At 29.3% G+C, this 18,792-nt stretch carries 11 protein-coding genes; all 11 read right to left on the bottom strand.

Annotated features, from left to right (window positions below):
- Positions 1–1,058: 1,058 nt before the first annotated feature.
- The 11 genes from K8354_RS16950 to K8354_RS16900 all read right to left on the bottom strand — a co-directional run bounded on the left by K8354_RS16950 (position 1,059) and on the right by K8354_RS16900 (position 18,789).
- Positions 1,059–1,499, bottom strand: coding sequence for a hypothetical protein (locus tag K8354_RS16950; RefSeq protein WP_223443602.1), 441 nt, complete (start codon positions 1,497–1,499; stop codon positions 1,059–1,061).
- Entirely contained in the window at positions 1,492–1,992 is a 501-nt protein-coding gene (locus K8354_RS16945; protein ID WP_223443599.1) for a Panacea domain-containing protein, read from the bottom strand. Before K8354_RS16945 ends, K8354_RS16950 begins: the two co-directional genes overlap by 8 nt.
- A gap of 336 nt (positions 1,993–2,328) precedes the next feature.
- Positions 2,329–2,892 (bottom strand): hypothetical protein, encoded by a 564-nt coding sequence (locus K8354_RS16940; RefSeq protein ID WP_223443596.1) that lies wholly within the window; start codon positions 2,890–2,892, stop codon positions 2,329–2,331.
- Positions 2,893–3,065: 173 nt separating this feature from the next.
- Complete coding sequence (locus K8354_RS16935; RefSeq protein WP_223443593.1) at positions 3,066–3,770, bottom strand: hypothetical protein; 705 nt, start codon at positions 3,768–3,770, stop codon at positions 3,066–3,068.
- Positions 3,767–5,206, bottom strand: a complete 1,440-nt coding sequence (locus K8354_RS16930; protein WP_223443591.1) for a PglZ domain-containing protein — start codon at positions 5,204–5,206, stop codon at positions 3,767–3,769. Before K8354_RS16930 ends, K8354_RS16935 begins: the two co-directional genes overlap by 4 nt.
- Complete coding sequence (locus tag K8354_RS16925) at positions 5,206–7,665, bottom strand: DNA methyltransferase (protein ID WP_223443588.1); 2,460 nt, start codon at positions 7,663–7,665, stop codon at positions 5,206–5,208. Before K8354_RS16925 ends, K8354_RS16930 begins: the two co-directional genes overlap by 1 nt.
- Positions 7,666–7,670: 5 nt before the next feature.
- Positions 7,671–11,906, bottom strand: coding sequence for a DUF6079 family protein (locus K8354_RS16920; RefSeq protein WP_223443585.1), 4,236 nt, complete (start codon positions 11,904–11,906; stop codon positions 7,671–7,673).
- A gap of 30 nt (positions 11,907–11,936) precedes the next feature.
- Positions 11,937–13,898: a tetratricopeptide repeat protein gene (locus K8354_RS16915; protein ID WP_223443582.1), complete on the bottom strand. Its 1,962-nt coding sequence runs from the start codon at positions 13,896–13,898 to the stop codon at positions 11,937–11,939.
- 143 nt (positions 13,899–14,041) lie between these two features.
- The gene (locus tag K8354_RS16910) at positions 14,042–16,306 is read right to left on the bottom strand and encodes a DUF3987 domain-containing protein (RefSeq protein ID WP_223443578.1); all 2,265 of its coding nucleotides are present in this window, start codon (positions 16,304–16,306) and stop codon (positions 14,042–14,044) included.
- Positions 16,307–16,325: 19 nt separating this feature from the next.
- Positions 16,326–16,619 carry a helix-turn-helix domain-containing protein gene (locus K8354_RS16905; RefSeq protein WP_223443565.1) on the bottom strand — a complete coding sequence of 98 codons (294 nt, stop codon included), beginning with the start codon at positions 16,617–16,619 and terminating at the stop codon, positions 16,326–16,328.
- A 187-nt stretch (positions 16,620–16,806) separates the two neighbouring features.
- Entirely contained in the window at positions 16,807–18,789 is a 1,983-nt protein-coding gene (locus K8354_RS16900) for a hypothetical protein (RefSeq protein ID WP_223443563.1), read from the bottom strand.
- Positions 18,790–18,792 lie beyond the last annotated feature (3 nt).

Below are 18,792 nucleotides of genomic sequence, written 5' to 3'. Positions count from 1 at the left end.
TAACAATATTAAATTAATTATTTAACAAACCATGAAGAGAACAACTATTGCCAATAACTAAGTATATGGCGTATCGATAGGCTAGCTATATGCCTTGTTAACTAAAACATTACTAAGGATAAGGGAGAAAACGACCGTCTAGGTTTTAAAAGGAGTGTGACTAGGGAAAAGAGAGCGTTTTCAATATTTCTATTGCATACGAGCTATTTAGGAGGGAGTGTAATTTAAACGCCTTTAATAACAACGAAGCAACAGCAAGAAAATAGGGTTATAACGGGTCAGTAATGGGTGTGTAATAGGTTGCCAACGATGTGGTTTTTTTTGAAAAAAACTGAATTAAATTACGTAGTGCGCTGGCAGAAGCGGGAATAAGGGTAAAGACTTTTTATTTGTGCTTTCTAATTTTATTGAGGTTTTATTAAAAGTGAATGCCCACCAATTACAGTTTTAATGAACTATTTGCCTTATTACACTGTTTATCTTTTTTACTTATACATAGCATTTACTTTTAGTGAAAACGGTAACTACAAATTTACTTCACAAATAAAAAGTTTTACTCTTATTGGCTTTTTTTGATTTTATAGGTGCTTTCTAAATTGTATTTAATTGAACTAATTGATTTATTTAGTTTTACTTTTTATTTAGAATTACCAAAAGCACTTATAAAAACAATGCATTAAAGACGAATTGTTGTTGTAATAACTAAATGTTATTAGTAATTTCGGATGTGCGCGTTGGATGGTGTGGCTATTTTACATAATGGCGTTATAGTGCCTGGAACTTTTGTGGAAGAGCAGTATAACAGCCCATTATGTAACTTAGCTTGGGGTTGGTTTTATGGCGTAATAGTTGTTTGAGCGTTGGCAATGGCTCTTTACTTTTTTATTGTACCGATTAAAAAAAATATACTAGGTTTAAATAAAATAAGTAATGTGCCATTAGAGCGTTGGCTACAAGTATTATGACATAAAGCCAACTAGGCGGCTGGTGAGCGGAATACCACAAAAGACAAAGGTTTATTGTTTTTGGCAATAAATTGGGTTTTGTGGTGTGGGGTATTAGGTGTTCTTCAGTGTTGACTTCCAAAATTTATGCAAGCCATCAAGAAAAACTATATAAAATACATTATGAATAATATGACCGATTACGCATTGTAAACCATTTATATGAATACGTGCCCATTCTGCATCTTCTGGAATGTGTTTAGGGAAAAAAAAATCTGTTTTTTCAGGTGGTGGAAAATTACCATAAATTGTGAATTTTTTACCATCAGTTTGGTTTAAAACAGTGTCATTACAATAACCCGCTAACACTTCAATTGTATGAGCTAATTGTATACTTTGTTCCCATTCATATAAACTATTCCCTTGCGTCTTGTCTAAATGCCTAAAAGACAAAGTAAGATAGCCCTCTTTTTTTAAATCTTGTTGAGATTTTTTTTTAGATATGGTTTGCTTAATTATACTTACTCTTTCGTGAGGTTTTATAATTTTAGCCATAAATCTGCTTCTTATAGTAATCCGTAATTAGTTCATTAGGGATTACTACAGCACAACGTTCACCTGACTCATAACCTCTACGAGCATGCAACCAAGGTTCTTCTGAATGTGTCATATTTTCCAATTGCAAACCCGATAACCCTTTCAATTCATCAATAACATCATTTACAAGTTCTACCTGCGAAACAGTTAGAGAGTTATTAATTATATCAATTGGTGATTGCTCATCATCTTCTAAAGTAAATTGAAGTTCAGTGTGAAGTATTGATATATCTTTAGCTGAATCATATATCTTTCTAGAAACAGGACCGTGCACCCAAGCTTGAAATTCATCTTCTATAATTGGTTTGTCAAAATATGCTAAATGATAAGCTTGAATGTAAAATAAAACTTTTTGTATTTTTAAATGAGACATAGCACCACCAACCATCAAAATATAATTTACAAGGTGGTTAGAATCTATAAGCGATATGTTCTTTTTTTGAATACTCATTTTATTTTTAGCGAGTGCAAATATATCACAATTTACGAATATAAACTCATATAAACAAAAAACATACCACTAACTAATTATCAACCCTAATAATAAAAGTTTTAACAAAGTCTTTTATTTTTCTGTAATTCTGGTGCTTATTGATTCGATTTGTAGAACACTTGGTTGTTTTGTTAATACTGCAATACCTCATCTTCTTACACCTCTCTTTTAAAAGCATTAATTAGTTAACCTTTTGTAATAAATTCTGAGATAACTAACTATTCTTTACTACTGAAATTTCTTCATCTTTTAAACCATACAAGGCATATACCATTTGGACTATTTTTTAAACTACTAATGGCTATTAAGGGATTGTAAGTCTGTTAACAATTTATTGGGGTCTTTATTCTTAAAACCTTTGCAGAAACCTACTGTAAAATCTACAAACCACTTTACGATTAAAAATGCAAACCATATTATTGAAATAGTAGCGTACCAAATAAATTTAACGATATTAATAGTTAACGTAAAAATAATATAAACTAATTGAAGTATCGCTGCATTTTTACCTCTTACCTGAACACCTGCGAGTTTAAAACTAGAGTAATTAGGTTTTAATACGTTATAAGCACCTCTTTTATTTTTGACAGAAGTGCTAACTCCTGTTTTAGAAATATTAAAATTTAAAGGACCACTATTATATCTGCCTATAAATTGAAAATTACCATTTTGAAACCCCATTCTAGCACCTTTAAAAAGTCTTTTATGAAGTCTTAAACCGTGATTCGTATTTATTGTAGCACTATACCCATCTGTAGAAACTGTTTTTGTAGCTGCTACACCTCCAGTTCTTGAAACACGAATATTTTTATCGCGAAGCTCTATTCTTTTTCTTGGTTTTGTATCTTTATTTGGCATTAATTCAACTTTATATTTCACTAAGCATAGAGGTAATCAATTATAAAAACTATAAAATCATTTTTAATAACTATATCACAAATAAAACCTGATAGAAAAATAAATTAAAAAAGCAGGTAATAAAACTTACAAAAATAATTTTAATATGTATTTTAAAAATCTTGCATAACAAACTATTTCAATATTAATAATTCTCTATCTGAACCTCTAATATATTCCCAATGTTCTGTGTGATAAGTGTTGGCTATTTCTGAAAGTACTGGTATTTTGTAATATGCAAACAACGATTTATCTAAATGCTTTAAATCAATTTGTTTCGTATGATTCGATACTGCGTATAACAACAATATATCTTTTACCTGTTCTATTGATAGTTCTAATTTAGGCAGTTGCGCATATGTTGTACCATTTATTGGTTCTATAATACCAAATGATTGTAATGTTTTTAGAAATGCTCTTGTGGACCTTTTGATAATTTCTGCATCACCAAAAGATTCTACCATACGTGCCGTTATTGCTTTTGTACTTATCTCTTGAGAATCATCAAATATGTTAGCATAAAGGCTTGAAAATTGTCTTAATATTACATAATCTAAAATAAACTTTGAAAGTAATATTGGTTTCATATACTCGAAACTTTTTTCACTGCATAAGCTAATTAAAATATTATCCTCTACAATAGATGTTTTCTCTTGAAAATTAAAAATAAATGTTCTGAATAAAACAGTTCTTGTTTTTCTTCTACCGTGAACACCTGTTAATTCTACTGCAATATTATCATACCCTTCATAAAATTTTTTTGGGTTATGACCTGGCTTTACCAACTGCAATGATTTATATATCCATTCTGCTTTTAAAGGTCTATCGTATCCTATCATTTTATCACTGTAATAAACGGAACTACAATCTCTTCTAGACTTATACCTCCGTGATTAATTTCTATTTTATCTTTTTGAGTAAACATTGTTCTTCCTTCAGGTAATACTAACTTTTTATGTTTAACGAATGGAATATCAATCTTTTCAAGTTGAGTTAACCCTGATGCTTCTTCTGGAATAATTACTGCTCTTTTTGCAAAATCATCTATTAAGTATTTTTGTAACCTTTCTCCATTTCCTTTTGCTATTACAGAACCGTGATCTGAACAAAAATGAATCGAAAAATTATTATCTAATAATGTTTTAATGGTTTGCTTTACATTAGATTTTTCTAAATATTGTTTACAGTTATTAAAATAAATTGCCTTTGTATTTTCATTCGCAGGAAAAAGCGAACTGTGACATAAATCATCAAAGAAATTATACAACACACTTACTGTATCGTAACCTAATAATGTATCTTCATTAATAATATCATCTTCTACAAAATATTTGGTCTGTTTGTCTTTAAAAAACGATGCAAATGCTTTGGCCTCATCTTTTCTGCCAGGATATTTTATATCATACACATCTGTTGAACCGTGAAATATAGCTGTTCTACAAATTGATGTTACCGATGGTAATAATGTAAACACATATTGTTCTTTATATGAAATATTTAAATCTATAAGATATTCTTTTAATACATTCCATTCTGCTATACCCATACAATCAAAACACAATAAAGCTACTTTGTTTTCTTTTTTACTTTTAATGTGATGTATTATTTTATCTATAGACAAAGGTTTTGATGCAGTAGAAGCAAAAGCAATTTGCTCAAATGTTTTATTATCTATAAATTCTTTAATCGTTTCATCTATTTTTGAAATATTTTCTAAAAAACTGTCATCATTTTGCTTATAAGATTCATAAATTAATGTACCCCAATTTTCAGCTATATTAATAACATTTTCTATGTTCTTTTCTTCAATTAATAATTTATTTAAAGCAATTTTAATGTTTTTTAAAACCTTTAATTTATTAAAGATTATTGCTTTTTCTAAAAGTGCTGAACTATTTAATTTAGACAATACAATATGTGCATTATTGGCAAAAATATAATTACAAATAGCAACAATTGTTTTAGCATCATAAGACTTTAAAATAGATACATCACCATTTATTGGTAGTTGTGAATGTTCAAAGGTTTTATGCTCAAAATATGATTTTAAAAACTGTGGTACTGTTTTTTTAGACGTTATAAAAATTATGAGTTGATTACCATTAGCAGCTGCTAACATTTTAGAGCTAGCCTCTGAGTAGACAACCTGTATCTTTTCTTTTGATACATAATTTTTAAATTCTTGGGAAAACAACACACCTGTAACATCAGAAATAATCTTTGGAGATTTGTCTATTAAATTTAATACAGTAATTATACGTTGTTTCCACCCCATTAACTAATACCTTCTACCATTATTTTAGCAGCTTCCACAAAGTCGTTTAACTCTGAACTGTTTTCTATAATTTTCTTATCTAAACGTTCTTCAAGTACTAAAATATCTTTAAAACGTTTGGCCTTATAACACACTTCAAAACCGTGAACTAATGCTTCTTTCCGCACTTCTTTTATCTTTTTACGTTCACTTTTAGCTCTTAACAGTAAACTCTCAAATTCACGTAGTAATGCTTTTTCTCTTTTCACATTCACACTACCACGCTCCTCTTCAGAAGTAGGTCTACGAAATACGTTATTTTCCTTTATAAAATTATCTTCTAATAAATTAACTAACTCGGGAACACTATCGTCTTGTATATTGGCTATTTGAGTAAATGCCGTATGAATCTCTGCAAATGATTTAGGACTCTTTAAGTAATTATACAGCCAAAGCAATGCTGATTTTTCATCAGAAACAAATAACATCATTAAACCAGATTGAACCTCATCAATACCCTCAAGTTTTAAATGTTTTTTATATTCAATATATGAATTCAATTGATTAGAATTAAACCAAAAACCATTTTCTTCTGTAAAGTTATTTTTTAACAGTTCGTAAAAATTGGTAGAATTATAATTTATCTCATAACTGCGCTGTATGTAGAATGAAAGATATTTAGAATATAACATTTTTGAGGTTCTTTCTATCACCGCTCTTACAGGTAAATTTGAAAGAAATTCATCAATGAAATTTAGCTCCATTTGTAAACCACTAGATTTATCAATATCCCGAATAAGTGAATCACTTGGTTTATATGCTGAAATCACAAGGTCATTAGACACAGCTCCGGGAGCAGTGATTTGTTTAAAACTTTCTTGTTTTTTATCTATAACACCTACCTGAGCGACTATAAAACCAGCTCTGCCTAAACTCTCTTGAATTGAATTCCATACAGAAGACTTGCTGTTATGAAAAACAACAGAAATCCATCTATTAGGTTTTAAAACTCTATTGTACTGCTTAAAGGAATCTAACATCAACTCGCCATAATCATTTAATTTTTTATTTTGAGTTTTATTCATTATTGCTTCTTTTTTGTTATTTGATATAACTTTAAGCCAAGCTTCCCACCAAAAACTCAATTCTGAATACATTAAATTAGATCCAAAAGGAGGATCTGTAAAAATATAATCTATAGAATTTTTTGGAATATTTTGTAAATCAGTAGTTGATTGATTTGTTAATATTGTTTTACTATCAACCCAACTCTTATTTTCTGTTAACTTAACATAATCTCTAAACTTATTTTTAAATAATGGAAGTACAGCTCTTTCAACTATAAGAGATGGGACATATAAAGTACCACTCAATCCTCCAGTACCCCCAAATCTAAATCTATTTGTAATCGTTGCTCTTTGAATACAACTTTGAAAAACAAATAATAAATCATAATAAAAAGGAGATTTTTCAATCCTATTTAGAATTGCTGCCAAAGTATATAAATTCCTTTTTGTAAAAAATTGATGAACATATTTATAACCTAAAGGATCATTCCGTCTGGATTCATCGCCTTCTGGCATTCTTATTATAGGGAACCAATAAGGAATCTTTAAATTATCTATTTTTTCTTGAATTTCAAAATCTAATTCATCCGGTATTTTTTCATTCCTAGACTTACCTTGCTTACCTTGTATTAGTATCTGCGTCTTTTTTCCAATTTTTACAGTTTTCCCTAACGATTCATCAAAAGTTTCTATAAATACATTATGACTAGAAGATTTAGAAATATCCGCATTACAAGAGGGACATTTATAATTTGAAATAATTTTCTTTTTCTCAAAATCTAATGACAAATCAGAAAACACATACTCGTAATCACAAAAATTACATAAAAAATTATCCGACCAGATAGTATTTTGAATTTCGTACTCTTGACTTGCAATTGAAGAAGAAAACATCCATTTAGTCTCTTTTTCAACTTCATCAAAAATTCTACTAAATTCTTCTTTAAGTCTATCAAGTTTATTAATTGGCTTTGTATAACCATAAGAAATCATTGAAGCTGCTGACCCTAAGTCATTTAAAATAGCGTATCGATTTAAATGATTAGCACTAAAGCCAGCAGAACCTGTTCCACTAAAACCATCTAAAATAACATCATTTTCATTAGTAAAATGTTCAATAAATTTATTTATTGCCTTATATGGTACTTTTGTGTGGTATGAATGGGCATTGTAAACGGCTCCATTTTTACCTTCTGAAACATCTCCGATAAAAGGTTCACGATGATAATTATCAGAAGATTCTTCATATTTTGTTCCATTTGTATCAAGGAATTCTTCTATATAAGGATTTGGGCAAGCTGTATAAAAAGGAGGATTGGAAAGATTGATAATATCATCGTCTTCACCTATAGGAAAGCCTTCTATTTTTTTTAATTCTGGTAATTTTTTACGTAAATCTTCTTTATAGTCCATCTTGCTTATTCCTGAATTTTAATTCTAATTTCTTCTCCTTTGTTCTCTTTTTTAATTTTTTCTACTAAATCGTAGAAGGCAGTTTCCATTTGTCTTACGGTAACTAAATCATTATTGCCAAAAATTGAAGAAATTACTTTTGCCTTGTTTAAGGTTACTATTTTTATATTTTTGAACAACTCATTCACTGCTCGCACAAAAGAATCATCAATATTATTAGGTAGTTTATTTGTATCTATAACACCTTGTATCATTTGTTTTTGACTATCAGATAGTCTTGCTAATTTAAGTTGTTCCTTGTTTTTAATTACCTCTGAAACTGTAGCATCAGAATACTCTTTATAAATAACATTCACCTCTTTATCTATATTCTTGAGAATCTCATTTATATTGCCATAATTACGTGGTAATTTCATAAACATAGACATATTATCAAATGGATTTCGATACAACTCTTCAATATCAACCTTTGTTGCTTTATAAGAGTTAAGGTCATTCCATTTTTTTAATTTATCAATCAATTTAGCCTCTACATTACAATCTAATTGTGCTAATACCTTTGATGCTTTTAACTCTGAATTACTTTCTAACTTCTCTAAAGTTTTCCATTCTACTTTGTTTCCAATTGTATTTTGTAATGCTGGGTAATAAAACTCTTTTACATAGGTATTTTTAAAAGCTTCTAATTTACCAACTAAAGGAAAACGATATTGCAGCTGTTTAAATTTATTAAAATCTGAAACAATTTCATAAGTCTCTTGGTAATGTTGTTTTAGTATTGGTAATAACACTTCTGCCTTTTCATAAGTATTATTTGCTTCTACAATATCTATAGCTTCTTGCATATAACGCATACCACTGTGGATATCTTTATTATAGGCTAAAATCGCTTCTTTTAAATCTGATAACGTTTGGATTGCATCTGAAATACTAGCAAGTTGTGGTGCAAATTTTGCTATACTGTTAAATTTTGCATGGTTATTAATTTCTAATAACTTCCAATCTATCACATCAACCTTTTGTAACATTTTTTTTACATCATCAATGTTTAGATGTAATTGTGAACGATTTTCTAATTTAGATATAAAAGTACCTAAAACTGTTCTATTAGAAATAATTTCATTAACCCTATTTTTATACTCTACAAAAGCTTCATTTCTACTTTTTTCAGTAAGTATTGCGGCACCATTTAGGCCTAAAGCATTTAACAGGTTTTGTGCAAAATCATAAGATAGTTCGTCTTTTTTAATTACATATACTATATTTTCAAACTGACTTATATTTCTAAATTTCTCTCTTACATTGGTAATATCTATTTCATCACCTCCTCTTGCCTTTAAAGTTATTTTACCCAAAGTAGTCAGTACAATTAATAAAAAGTGGGTTATTTCAGGTTCTACACCATAAGGTGCTTTTGACAGTTGACTTACCAACTCTTTTTCTATATCTACAACTTTCCCTTTTTTTGCATCTACTGTTGCTAAAATTATCTGTGTAAATTTATTTGCAGATACATCTGGATCTCCATTATCATTCAGTAAATTTAAAGACATCAAAAAGTTTTTTGCTCTATGACTCATTGCTCTAAAATTACCTTTTACAACTTCATCGGTTATAGAAGATAATGAGTTTGTTATATTTGATGATGATAAGTATTCTGCATATTTAGGATGCTCTGGAAATTGCTCATTGAAACAATTGTCAAATGCTTTTCCTTTTAACTCTTTAACAATTTCTGATAAGTTATTATGTTCCTTACCTAATATAGATTTTATAGAAATAGCCTCTCCATTTAAAGTAGTTTCAGAAAGATTAGCAACCCATTTTGCTATTCTATATTTAATACCCGTTACTACTACGCCTGCAGGATTTCTATATCCATTAATTGTGTCTTCTAATTTTCTACTCATTACAGCTCCAAGAATATTCTTATCCTTTAAAGACTTGATAGCAACAATACGTTTGATTAATTCTAAATTCTCTTGTTTACCAAAATCTAACTTAATGTTGATTTGATTGGTTGCATATTTTATTGGTGCTTGTTTACTATAAGGAGAAATAAAATTAATCACATAATCTGAATCTGAAATACTACCTACCTCTTGACCTTTTCTTTGAAAAATAACAAACCCTTTTCTAAAAGATTTTACTGTTATCCAAGGTGCTTCACTTTCAAATATGTTTGGTGTGTTTTTGTAATTTGTTAAATCCAAAATTTCCTGAATCTGCTCAAATAAAATTGCTTCTTGTTTAGACTCATCACCACCTACTGCAACAATTTCATTTTCAATTCTTTCTTCAGGGTCTTTACCATCTATAGCAGGATCAAACTTAAAGTAATCGTTTCCGGTAGCTTCATCACGCACGATCTTCAAATAAAAACCATCTGTAGCTTCTCTAATTTTTTTAACTATTAAAGATACTTGCATAAAAGCTTCAAATGCTTTGTTCTCTGGAATAATCATTAATCTTTCTGCTAATTCTTTTGCAGTTGCACCGTTTTCTCCTTTACTCCATAATGAATAAATAGCCAATCCTTTGATTATCTTAATTGCATTTTCTTGAAGTTTTGCTTCGAGATTTCCTATAATTTTATCCTTTACAATATTTACAATTTTAACCAAATCATAAACACCTTCTAAATTTCTATTATTAGGGTTATTTGCTAAAATATCATAAATACGATCAAATGTAAAGAAGTAAGGAAATGGCTTCCCCATTACATATTTTAACTCTGTTTGTGCAAATTGTATAATTCCACGTTTTTCAAAATAAGGTAGTTCGTGAAAGAGGTCTAGCAAAAATGGTGTAAATGGAAATAGCTCAATGTATTCTTCTTGTTTATTACCTACATCTTCAATTTTTTCAATATAAGGTTTTAATTTCTGCTCAATTTCGATCTTTTGTTCGGTAGTTTTTGCAACAATTCTTTGGGCTATAACTTGCTTAACTGCTTCACGACGTATGATAATGTTTTGAAAACGCTGACTTATTCTATCTTCGTCCGCAGCAATATTCTTTAACTTAGGACTTGAATATATATCTTCTTGCATAGATGTCACCAGAAGCATATCATTTGCTTGACACACTTGAGCTACAACTCTTAAAAATTGAAAATCTCTTTTGATTTTGTGACTTTCCTTTGATTGAATAAAGTCTGAAACTTCATCTACAATAACTAATAAACCTTTAGAGGCATCTGTTTCTTTTAATTTTTCTATGATTGAGATTAGGTGGTCTTTTATGTTTAACGTTTTACCATCTTCATATACAGGGATTTCTATATTATAATCTCTTTTTATCTGTTTTTCTACTTCTCTAAAGAAGAAATAGGCTAAATCTACATTAACAGGCTGCAACTCAAATTGAACAGAAAAGAAACTACGGTTTACTTTTTCTGCTTTCTGACGAACTTTTAAGTTTTTAATTAATTTTCTTTTTTCAGGATATGCAACTGTACTTATTAAAAATCCAATTAAGTGAGATTTACCACTTCCGTAATTACCAATAATTTTAACTGCTTTATGATTGGGCTGTTCTAAATTATCATAGAAATCAATAACTTGTTGTTCTAAACCTTCTGTAATAATATAACTTGAAATTAATTCATCTTGAAAATCAGACTCTTTTAAATCGGTATCAATATCCACCACATCTTTAATAACTGTGTAGTTAAATAAATTACCAATGGCGTTTTCATCAAAGTCTTTCTTTTTAATTAAAGAATAATCGATAGGACCTTCTGAAGCGATGCTTATATAATTATCATCAATATCATCAATTTTTGTAATTAGAATATCGTTAATATCCTTATCATAATAATCATCAGTACCAACTTGACCATAAGAAACTCTATTACTAAATAGATTTTCATCTTCTAAAAATAATACACAATGTTTATTACGAGCATTATATTTAAAAGCACCAACTGGAGAAATATTCATAAATGCTTTATCGTATAAAATACTGGCATTTGTTAATATTAGTTTTTCAGGTTTAGAGAGAAACCATTCTTTTATTTTTTGACCAATGTCGTGAATAGGCTGATCTGATTTTTCAATTTCCTGGTATAAATCAGCTAATTCTGCACCAACATTCAATACTGTAAAACCCTTATCTTTTAGATATGTGTTTATCTGATTTTTTTTATTTATTTCCTTACCAATTACTGCCCATAGCTTAAAACGCAAGCTTTCAGAAAGTGATAAGTAAGTGTCTATATGTTTGGATTGGTTTTTCATTTAATTTGATTTCTTTTTTAAAGTATTTTTTTATAGTTCTGTTATCTTTTTCGCCAAAGCAAACTCCTTATCAAAAGGTAGTTGTAATTGTGCTAGTTGGTTAGGGATTGCTATTGCCCAACTTGTATAATAATATGCCAAGGTTTGATAGCCTGTAAATGTTTTGTTTTTTATGGATGGGATACTGTAATTGTCTTTATTCGGGTCTATCCCTGCAATACCTAACGTTGCAAACTCAAACGCTAATACTTTTACTTTATCGGTTGGTAAAGGTTTAAAATACTGTAATGCACCTACCATATACATTGCCACTGCTTTATTTATACTATTATCTGCGTGTTGGTTTAGAAACGCTTTCATATTGCGTTCTTCTGTTTTATCACGAGAATTTATACCATAAGGGTCTGTTTGCATTTCTGCCATGACACCTTCAACGGTTTTTAGGTCTTGAGGGTTTTCAGGTATTAATTGAAAATAGGTATGTAGGTCTAAATCTTCTGCCCAATGTTGCACAAGTTCATACTCTTCAGCAGGTTTGCGGTCGTTTTGGTATTCTTTAAACTCTTTGTATAAGTTTTTGGCAGTAGTCATTTCTACCTTATTTGCTTTATAATCTTCTATGCTATCGACACCAAACAATTCTTTAAAGTGCATCGCCATGACAACGTTATAAATTCTATTTTTTGAAATAATTTCGTTTGGAAATGTTTTAAGTACTGCCTTATCTGTAACAGCATTTATGTTTTCTTTGATTAAATACATTAAAGAGATAAACTGAAAAGGTCTTAACGCTGGATACGTATTGTAAAGAAAATCTTCTATAAATAAATCTATGGGAGCATTGTAGGCTCTAGAATTGATACCGTGAAATAAAGAATGTACTATTTTGTTCACTGTATCTGCATCTAAATGCTGTGGAAGTTTTTTTACAATGCTTTTTTCGTACTTCTTTAGGAATAAATCTTTAGAGATTGCATCTGAAGTAAACAATTGATTTTCATTTATTTTTCTTGCTTGTAAAACAAAATCTAAATGAACTAATTCATGCATTACTAAATGTTGATAACCTTTGTAATTGGATTTATAAAACACATTATGCTGTTCTTTTTTATGGTATTCTGCAATTTCTATTTTAGCAGGGTTTTCTATTGTATTATTTTCTACAATATTGATGTTTTTATTCCCTGTTGTCTCTAGTTGAACTTTGTAGTTGTTTATGATTGAAGCTCCGTTATTTTCTTCGATAAAATTATTACACGATTCTGTAAGTGCATGCAAAGCGTTTTGATAAATAACATCTTTTTTAAGGCAGCGTTTTAGGGTTTTTATAGCATTTGTAATTGCGGTCTGCCAATCTTGGTTGGTTTCTGCAATTTTAGTGAGTGCCATATAGGTATTTGGGTAGTCTGGTTGTGCTTCTATTGCTTTATTCAGGTATTTTAAAGCCTCTTTTTGTTGCCCTTGTTGAAACATAGTAACACCAATATTTACAAGTGTTATATGGTCGTTAGGATTGTTTACTAAAACTTGGTTGTAGTATATATTTGCGGTATTGTTGTCTTTTTTAAACTTCGCAAAAATATTACCCATCATTAACAGCGCGAATTTGTTGGATGGATTCCATCGTAAAGCATCAATTAAACAATTAATAGCTTCTTCTTGGTCGCCCTGTTCTGAGAGTATTTGCCCTAATATTCTATGATATTCTGATACATTAGGAGATTTTTGAATAAGCTGTTCTGCAAGTGGTTTTGCTTTATGAAAGCTACCGTTTTCACATAAATTTACTAATTGTTGATAGGTGTTTTTATCTTCTAAATATTTACTGGTATTTACTGTAATTGTAATTACCTTATCTGTAATCTCTATTTTAGGCTCAAAAGGACCTAAAGTATAATATTGTTTTAGGTAACTTTTTAGTTGTTCTACATTGTTTTTTTCAACAGGAAATAGGGTGTACAGAAAGGTATTTAACGTAAATGTTATCTTCATAGGAAATTTGTACAATCTTTATTTTACGTAAAAATAGAAATATTTTCTTTGATAGCTATTGAAGTGACAATCTTATTTAATTGGCGCCAAAGTTAAATAAGATTACTTTGCAAAGTTTGCAACCTTTGCAATACTTGCAAACGCTATTTTATCTTTTTGTAATACCCCGCTTTTGGTTTCGATAAATATCCTGCTTTTTCTAATTTGGATAAATAATTATCTACTGTCCGTCCTTTTATTTTTAACTTCTCGCCAATATTTATGGCTATTTTTCTTTCGAACTCGTTAGGTAATTCCCTGTAGAAATTTGCTTTTGGTGATGAAGGTTCAAAATTGATGTTTGCACCTTGTGTTGGTAAATTATTATAGATTAACAAACTATGTTGTAAATAGATGTCTGCTAAAATTAATGCATTTTCAAAATCTTCTTCATTGCATTGCATATCAATATCGTTCATTTGACATTCAAATTTACGCATTGCTGTAAAAATCATTGCAAAACGATATACTATTATACCCAATCTTTTTACCACACTTGTAGCATCTTGACTTACTAAATTGTAAATTCTAAACAGATATTCATCAAATAAAGGATTGAATTTTTCCCATTGTTCTTCTGATAAATGAATAGTAGTAACTGTGGTTTCTAAAAAACGTACCATTCTATACACATAATCTGATAATGTTTTAAAATGTTCTGTTAAGTTTATTGGGTTTGCCTTTGGTGATGGATCTAACCATACAGGTGGTGATGCAAAAACATAGAATAAAAATCTACTAAACAAACCATCTTCTGCAGATTGAATAATATTTAAAATTTGATTTGGTGTGCCGGATAATACTACTGAAAGCCTTGGTTCATCAATTTCGAAATATTCGTTATTTGTTTTTCTTGATATGGATATTTTTTCGTGATGATACGCTTTTCTTAAAATATCTGAATACGAACCCCAATCGTTTTTAAAAGTTTGCCCTAAAGTATCTGCTTCTGTTTCGCAAATAATACCAAAGCCCTCATTATCTTCTAAATGCTTTATCATTTTAGCATTGCTGGTATTTGCAGGAATAAAGACTACTTTAAATGGTGGTTCGTCTGGTGTTTTAGGTGGTTCTTCTCCTTTTTTAAGAAATTTTTTTGCTTGCTTTACAGCTTCCAATTCTTGTTTATATTCCTCTACTTCTAGTTTAGAGGTCTCCATTACTGCTTTATGATATTTGTCTGCTAACATTTTAGCGAATGTTAATGAGCCTTTACCAGAAGCTGCAGGTGCTAATAAAAAAGAAAACAAATTAGGGTACACTACTTTACCACCATATACACCTGATACTTTTGGTAAACATCCTGATAATATAGATAATGCACCTGTTAAGAAAACATCTTTTTCTCTATCACTATTCAAAACCTCTACACCTCTTTTTAAAATACCTGGTAAATTCTCAAATACTTTTTTTGGTATTGTTGGCGTATTTACTAAAAGTGATAAATTACCTATACTTTGTTTTTCTTTCTTTTCGAGTATCTCTTCCTCTGTACTGTTTGCAAACTTTGCAAACCTTGCAAAGTCTGCAAAGTTTTTTTTGTAGGCACTTTTTACTGCTGACTTGATTTCTGATTCTGAAAGATCGAAATTATTATAACAAAACTCTTGTGCATCTTGTTCTAGAATACCGAACCTACAAGCATTTGCTGAAAATAAATAAATGAAATTATTGCGATTCCCCTCGTAATATTGTGATTTCTTTTCTGTGAAATCTAGGCATTTATCAAGCAACGTTTCTGTGGTTAGTTGACTTTCTTGGTTATTTACATTTGGTACAGTTGTTTTTATTTTTTCTTCTTTTGGTTTTAGCTCTACTTCAAAAATAACTGGATTCGTTTTGATAAAACAATCTTCATCATAGGATACAAAACATAACCTACAAATATCACTTCCAGTGGTATCAATATCAATATTTAATGTTTGTTCATAATAGTCTACAACTTGTTTGTAGGCTTCTTTATGATGTTCTTTTGTTGTATTCACTTCTACAATAAACTTTACCCCTCTTCCTCTACAACTAATAAAATTAGCACATGTGTATGGTGCAAGATTTATGATTGGAATGATACGATGAAGTTCTGTTTCTGAAAGTTTATCAATATCTAAAATTACATATTGGCTGTAGGTTTCAAGTTTATCTGCAGCTCTACCACCAGTGAACGTGCCTGATGCTGTAAACCCAATCAACTTCGCTTTTAGGCGCTCTGCTTCTTTAACATCTTCATCAGATCCTTTCCTCATTAAGGCTCTTATAACATCAATTTCTTTTTTATAAGTTCCTGTTTTAATATCATTTAGAATTTTTTCTAAAGGTTTATCCTCAACCTTATTTACGAAGTCTTTAAAAACTGATACGGTCTTTTTCATAATTTTTTAGATTTTAGGATTAATAATTTCTTTTTTTACTAGAAAATGCTGCTTTGTAGTTTTTGTCTAAAAGCTTTTGTACATCGCTCATTCTGTAATAGATTTTTGAACCTATTTGAGAGAATGATACTTTACCTTCATCTCTCCAGGATTGCGCTGTTCTTTTGCTAATATTCATTAGTTGAAGAAATTCTTGATTGTCGAGAAATGTGTCGTTTGGCGACTTCTGCTTTTCTTCGATTTTTCTGTTTAAAGATTCTAAACGATTTACTAAATCTGTGTACTGTTGTGAGCTTAAAATAATTGCTTCCATTTGATAAAAATTTTATGTTTATGAAAACAAAGATTGTCAGAAATAGAAGCTCAAAACACTTTATAAATAAGGGTTTAGAGTAAGGTGTAGAGTGTAGAGTGGTATAAAAAAACAGCTAACCTAAAAGAGATTAACTGTGTTTTTAGAAGAAAGTTTTTTAATACTGCACTTGAAGTGTAGAGTGTTATTATAGTGTTTTTAATGCCATATCAATGTTTTTTGATGTAGCAGGAACTTTTTGAGTTCTTAATTTTGTGCGGTTGTATTGCTCTCCGTTTTCTTGAATAAAACAGTTTATAGTTACTGCCCATTGTTGTTGCTTTAAATCTCTAACAAGCTTTAATTCATTATGCAATTGCTTAATGAAATATGAAAGTTCGCTAATATTACCAGTCCAAACAATAGGTTTTTCGATTTCTTCACCGCTAAACACTTTTCTAAAATCTCTTAAGTCTGTATCTGATGCAATTAATTTTTTTCTAATTAAAGAGTCTTTTAGTCCTGTTAAGTTAGATTGACCAGAAAGATTATTAATGTAGGTAAATGATTGATATTTCGATTTTGTTTTAGTTTTTGGTTTCTCAATTACTTCTTGTTTTTTACCATTTCCAATTAAGCCCTTTTTAAAGTCCTGTAAGATATTTTCTGATGCTTCTTTAAATAAGTGGAAATGATTTGTATAATGCTTCCATACGTGAACAGGATATTTATTCTCGTACTGGTTCGGATTATACTCCATATAGTTTGGATACCAATATGTATCGTGGTAAATTCTTTTAAATATATCAGCTCTTTTAGTTGGCGTATGAGTATTGAATTGATTTACTGATAGTGTTAGGTATTTATTAATTTCAAAGTCATTTAAAGGCTTTATTCTTTCATATATAGCGTTTAAAAATACATTATATAACTTGCCAGAGATAAACGTATCAAAATAGGTTGGGTCGAAAGTATAAGTTTCCCAATAGTCATCGCAATTCTTTTTGTACTCTACTGCTTCAATTGCTATACGCTTTTCTAATTCTTCTACTAATAATAAATCTTTAAAGTTTTCGTATTGAAATTGGTTGTTTATCGTGGGATTTATATTTACATTACCTTCTAATGAATTTAAATATTCTTTTAACTCATCTAAATACTTTAAAAAAAAACTTGCAACAAAAATGGATGAGTAATCTGATTTACCAATTTTAAAGACTAGATACTCAATAGGTAAAATGTAGTTTTTTAAAAGATTATCATAATCAACCAATACTTGCTTATGCTTTACAAACCGCAAAATATTTTTAAGCCTTTTAAGTGTTGTTTTAGTACCAACACCATTAAAAAAATCTTCTATCAGTTTTATGTTATTTTCAATTGCTGCCTTTTTATCTGTCTCCTTTAATTCGTTTATATCTTGAATTTCTGAATTAACTTTGTGATTGACTTCTTCGTCAAATAATTTCTTTTGATGTTTCTCTATTTTTTCTATTGTTTCAGAATCTAAATCAAGTTTAAATATTTCTTGCCAGTGATCTTTTCTTTTATATAATCTATAATCTGAAAGCTCTACACTACAATTAAGCCATTTATCGATATATTCTTTCTTATAATCTTTTGTATATTTAATTTCTTGTAAATAAGTAATTTCTGGTTTTTCAAAGATTAAAAAAACGTCGTACAATAAAATATTTTCTATGTATCTTACAATCACGTCAAAGTATTTATTTATCGATTTAGATAATTCTTGCAATGATAAATTCTCACTGTTAAAGCTGCTATTATATTTTTGAAAATCCTCATCTATTGAAGCCGAAAACAAAGACAAGGCCATTGAAGATATTTGATTTTGAAGAATTAAAGATTCTTTAGGTACAATAATATTCTTATTTAGTTCCGATTTAGTGATACTTAATAATTTGTTATAAATTACTTTAGCTTCATTTTTTGATACTTTCTTTTTCTGTTTTTTGTCATTAAAGGATAATTTATACCCAATTGAAACTTCACTTTTTATCGCTTCTGAAAATATATTTAAACTACTGTAGCTGGAAAACAAAAGGTCTCTTGCTCGCTTTAAACCTTTTACCAATTCAGACTTACTAACTTTTTCTTTTTTAACGATATCATTTAAAATCTGCACTTCTTGAAGTGTGTTTTTAAAACTATCGAATACAATTTCTTTCATAAA

This window comes from Polaribacter litorisediminis (assembly GCF_019968605.1).
Classification (GTDB): Bacteria; Bacteroidota; Bacteroidia; order Flavobacteriales; family Flavobacteriaceae; genus Polaribacter; species Polaribacter litorisediminis.
Note: the sequence above shows the minus strand (reverse complement) of the source record. Positions and strands in the feature narration are given on the sequence as shown.

What these genes read in the sequence shown, in the direction of transcription:
- K8354_RS16930 (WP_223443591.1), bottom strand. Translation starts at nt 5,206, where the DNA reads ATGGGGTGGAAACAACGTATAATTACTGTATTAAATTTAATAGACAAA.
- K8354_RS16915 (WP_223443582.1), bottom strand. Translation starts at nt 13,898, where the DNA reads ATGAAGATAACATTTACGTTAAATACCTTTCTGTACACCCTATTTCCT.
- K8354_RS16940 (WP_223443596.1), bottom strand. Translation starts at nt 2,892, where the DNA reads ATGCCAAATAAAGATACAAAACCAAGAAAAAGAATAGAGCTTCGCGAT.
- K8354_RS16950 (WP_223443602.1), bottom strand. Translation starts at nt 1,499, where the DNA reads ATGGCTAAAATTATAAAACCTCACGAAAGAGTAAGTATAATTAAGCAA.
- K8354_RS16905 (WP_223443565.1), bottom strand. Translation starts at nt 16,619, where the DNA reads ATGGAAGCAATTATTTTAAGCTCACAACAGTACACAGATTTAGTAAAT.
- K8354_RS16945 (WP_223443599.1), bottom strand. Translation starts at nt 1,992, where the DNA reads ATGAGTATTCAAAAAAAGAACATATCGCTTATAGATTCTAACCACCTT.
- K8354_RS16920 (WP_223443585.1), bottom strand. Translation starts at nt 11,906, where the DNA reads ATGAAAAACCAATCCAAACATATAGACACTTACTTATCACTTTCTGAA.
- K8354_RS16925 (WP_223443588.1), bottom strand. Translation starts at nt 7,665, where the DNA reads ATGGACTATAAAGAAGATTTACGTAAAAAATTACCAGAATTAAAAAAA.
- K8354_RS16910 (WP_223443578.1), bottom strand. Translation starts at nt 16,306, where the DNA reads ATGAAAAAGACCGTATCAGTTTTTAAAGACTTCGTAAATAAGGTTGAG.
- K8354_RS16935 (WP_223443593.1), bottom strand. Translation starts at nt 3,770, where the DNA reads ATGATAGGATACGATAGACCTTTAAAAGCAGAATGGATATATAAATCA.
- K8354_RS16900 (WP_223443563.1), bottom strand. Translation starts at nt 18,789, where the DNA reads ATGAAAGAAATTGTATTCGATAGTTTTAAAAACACACTTCAAGAAGTG.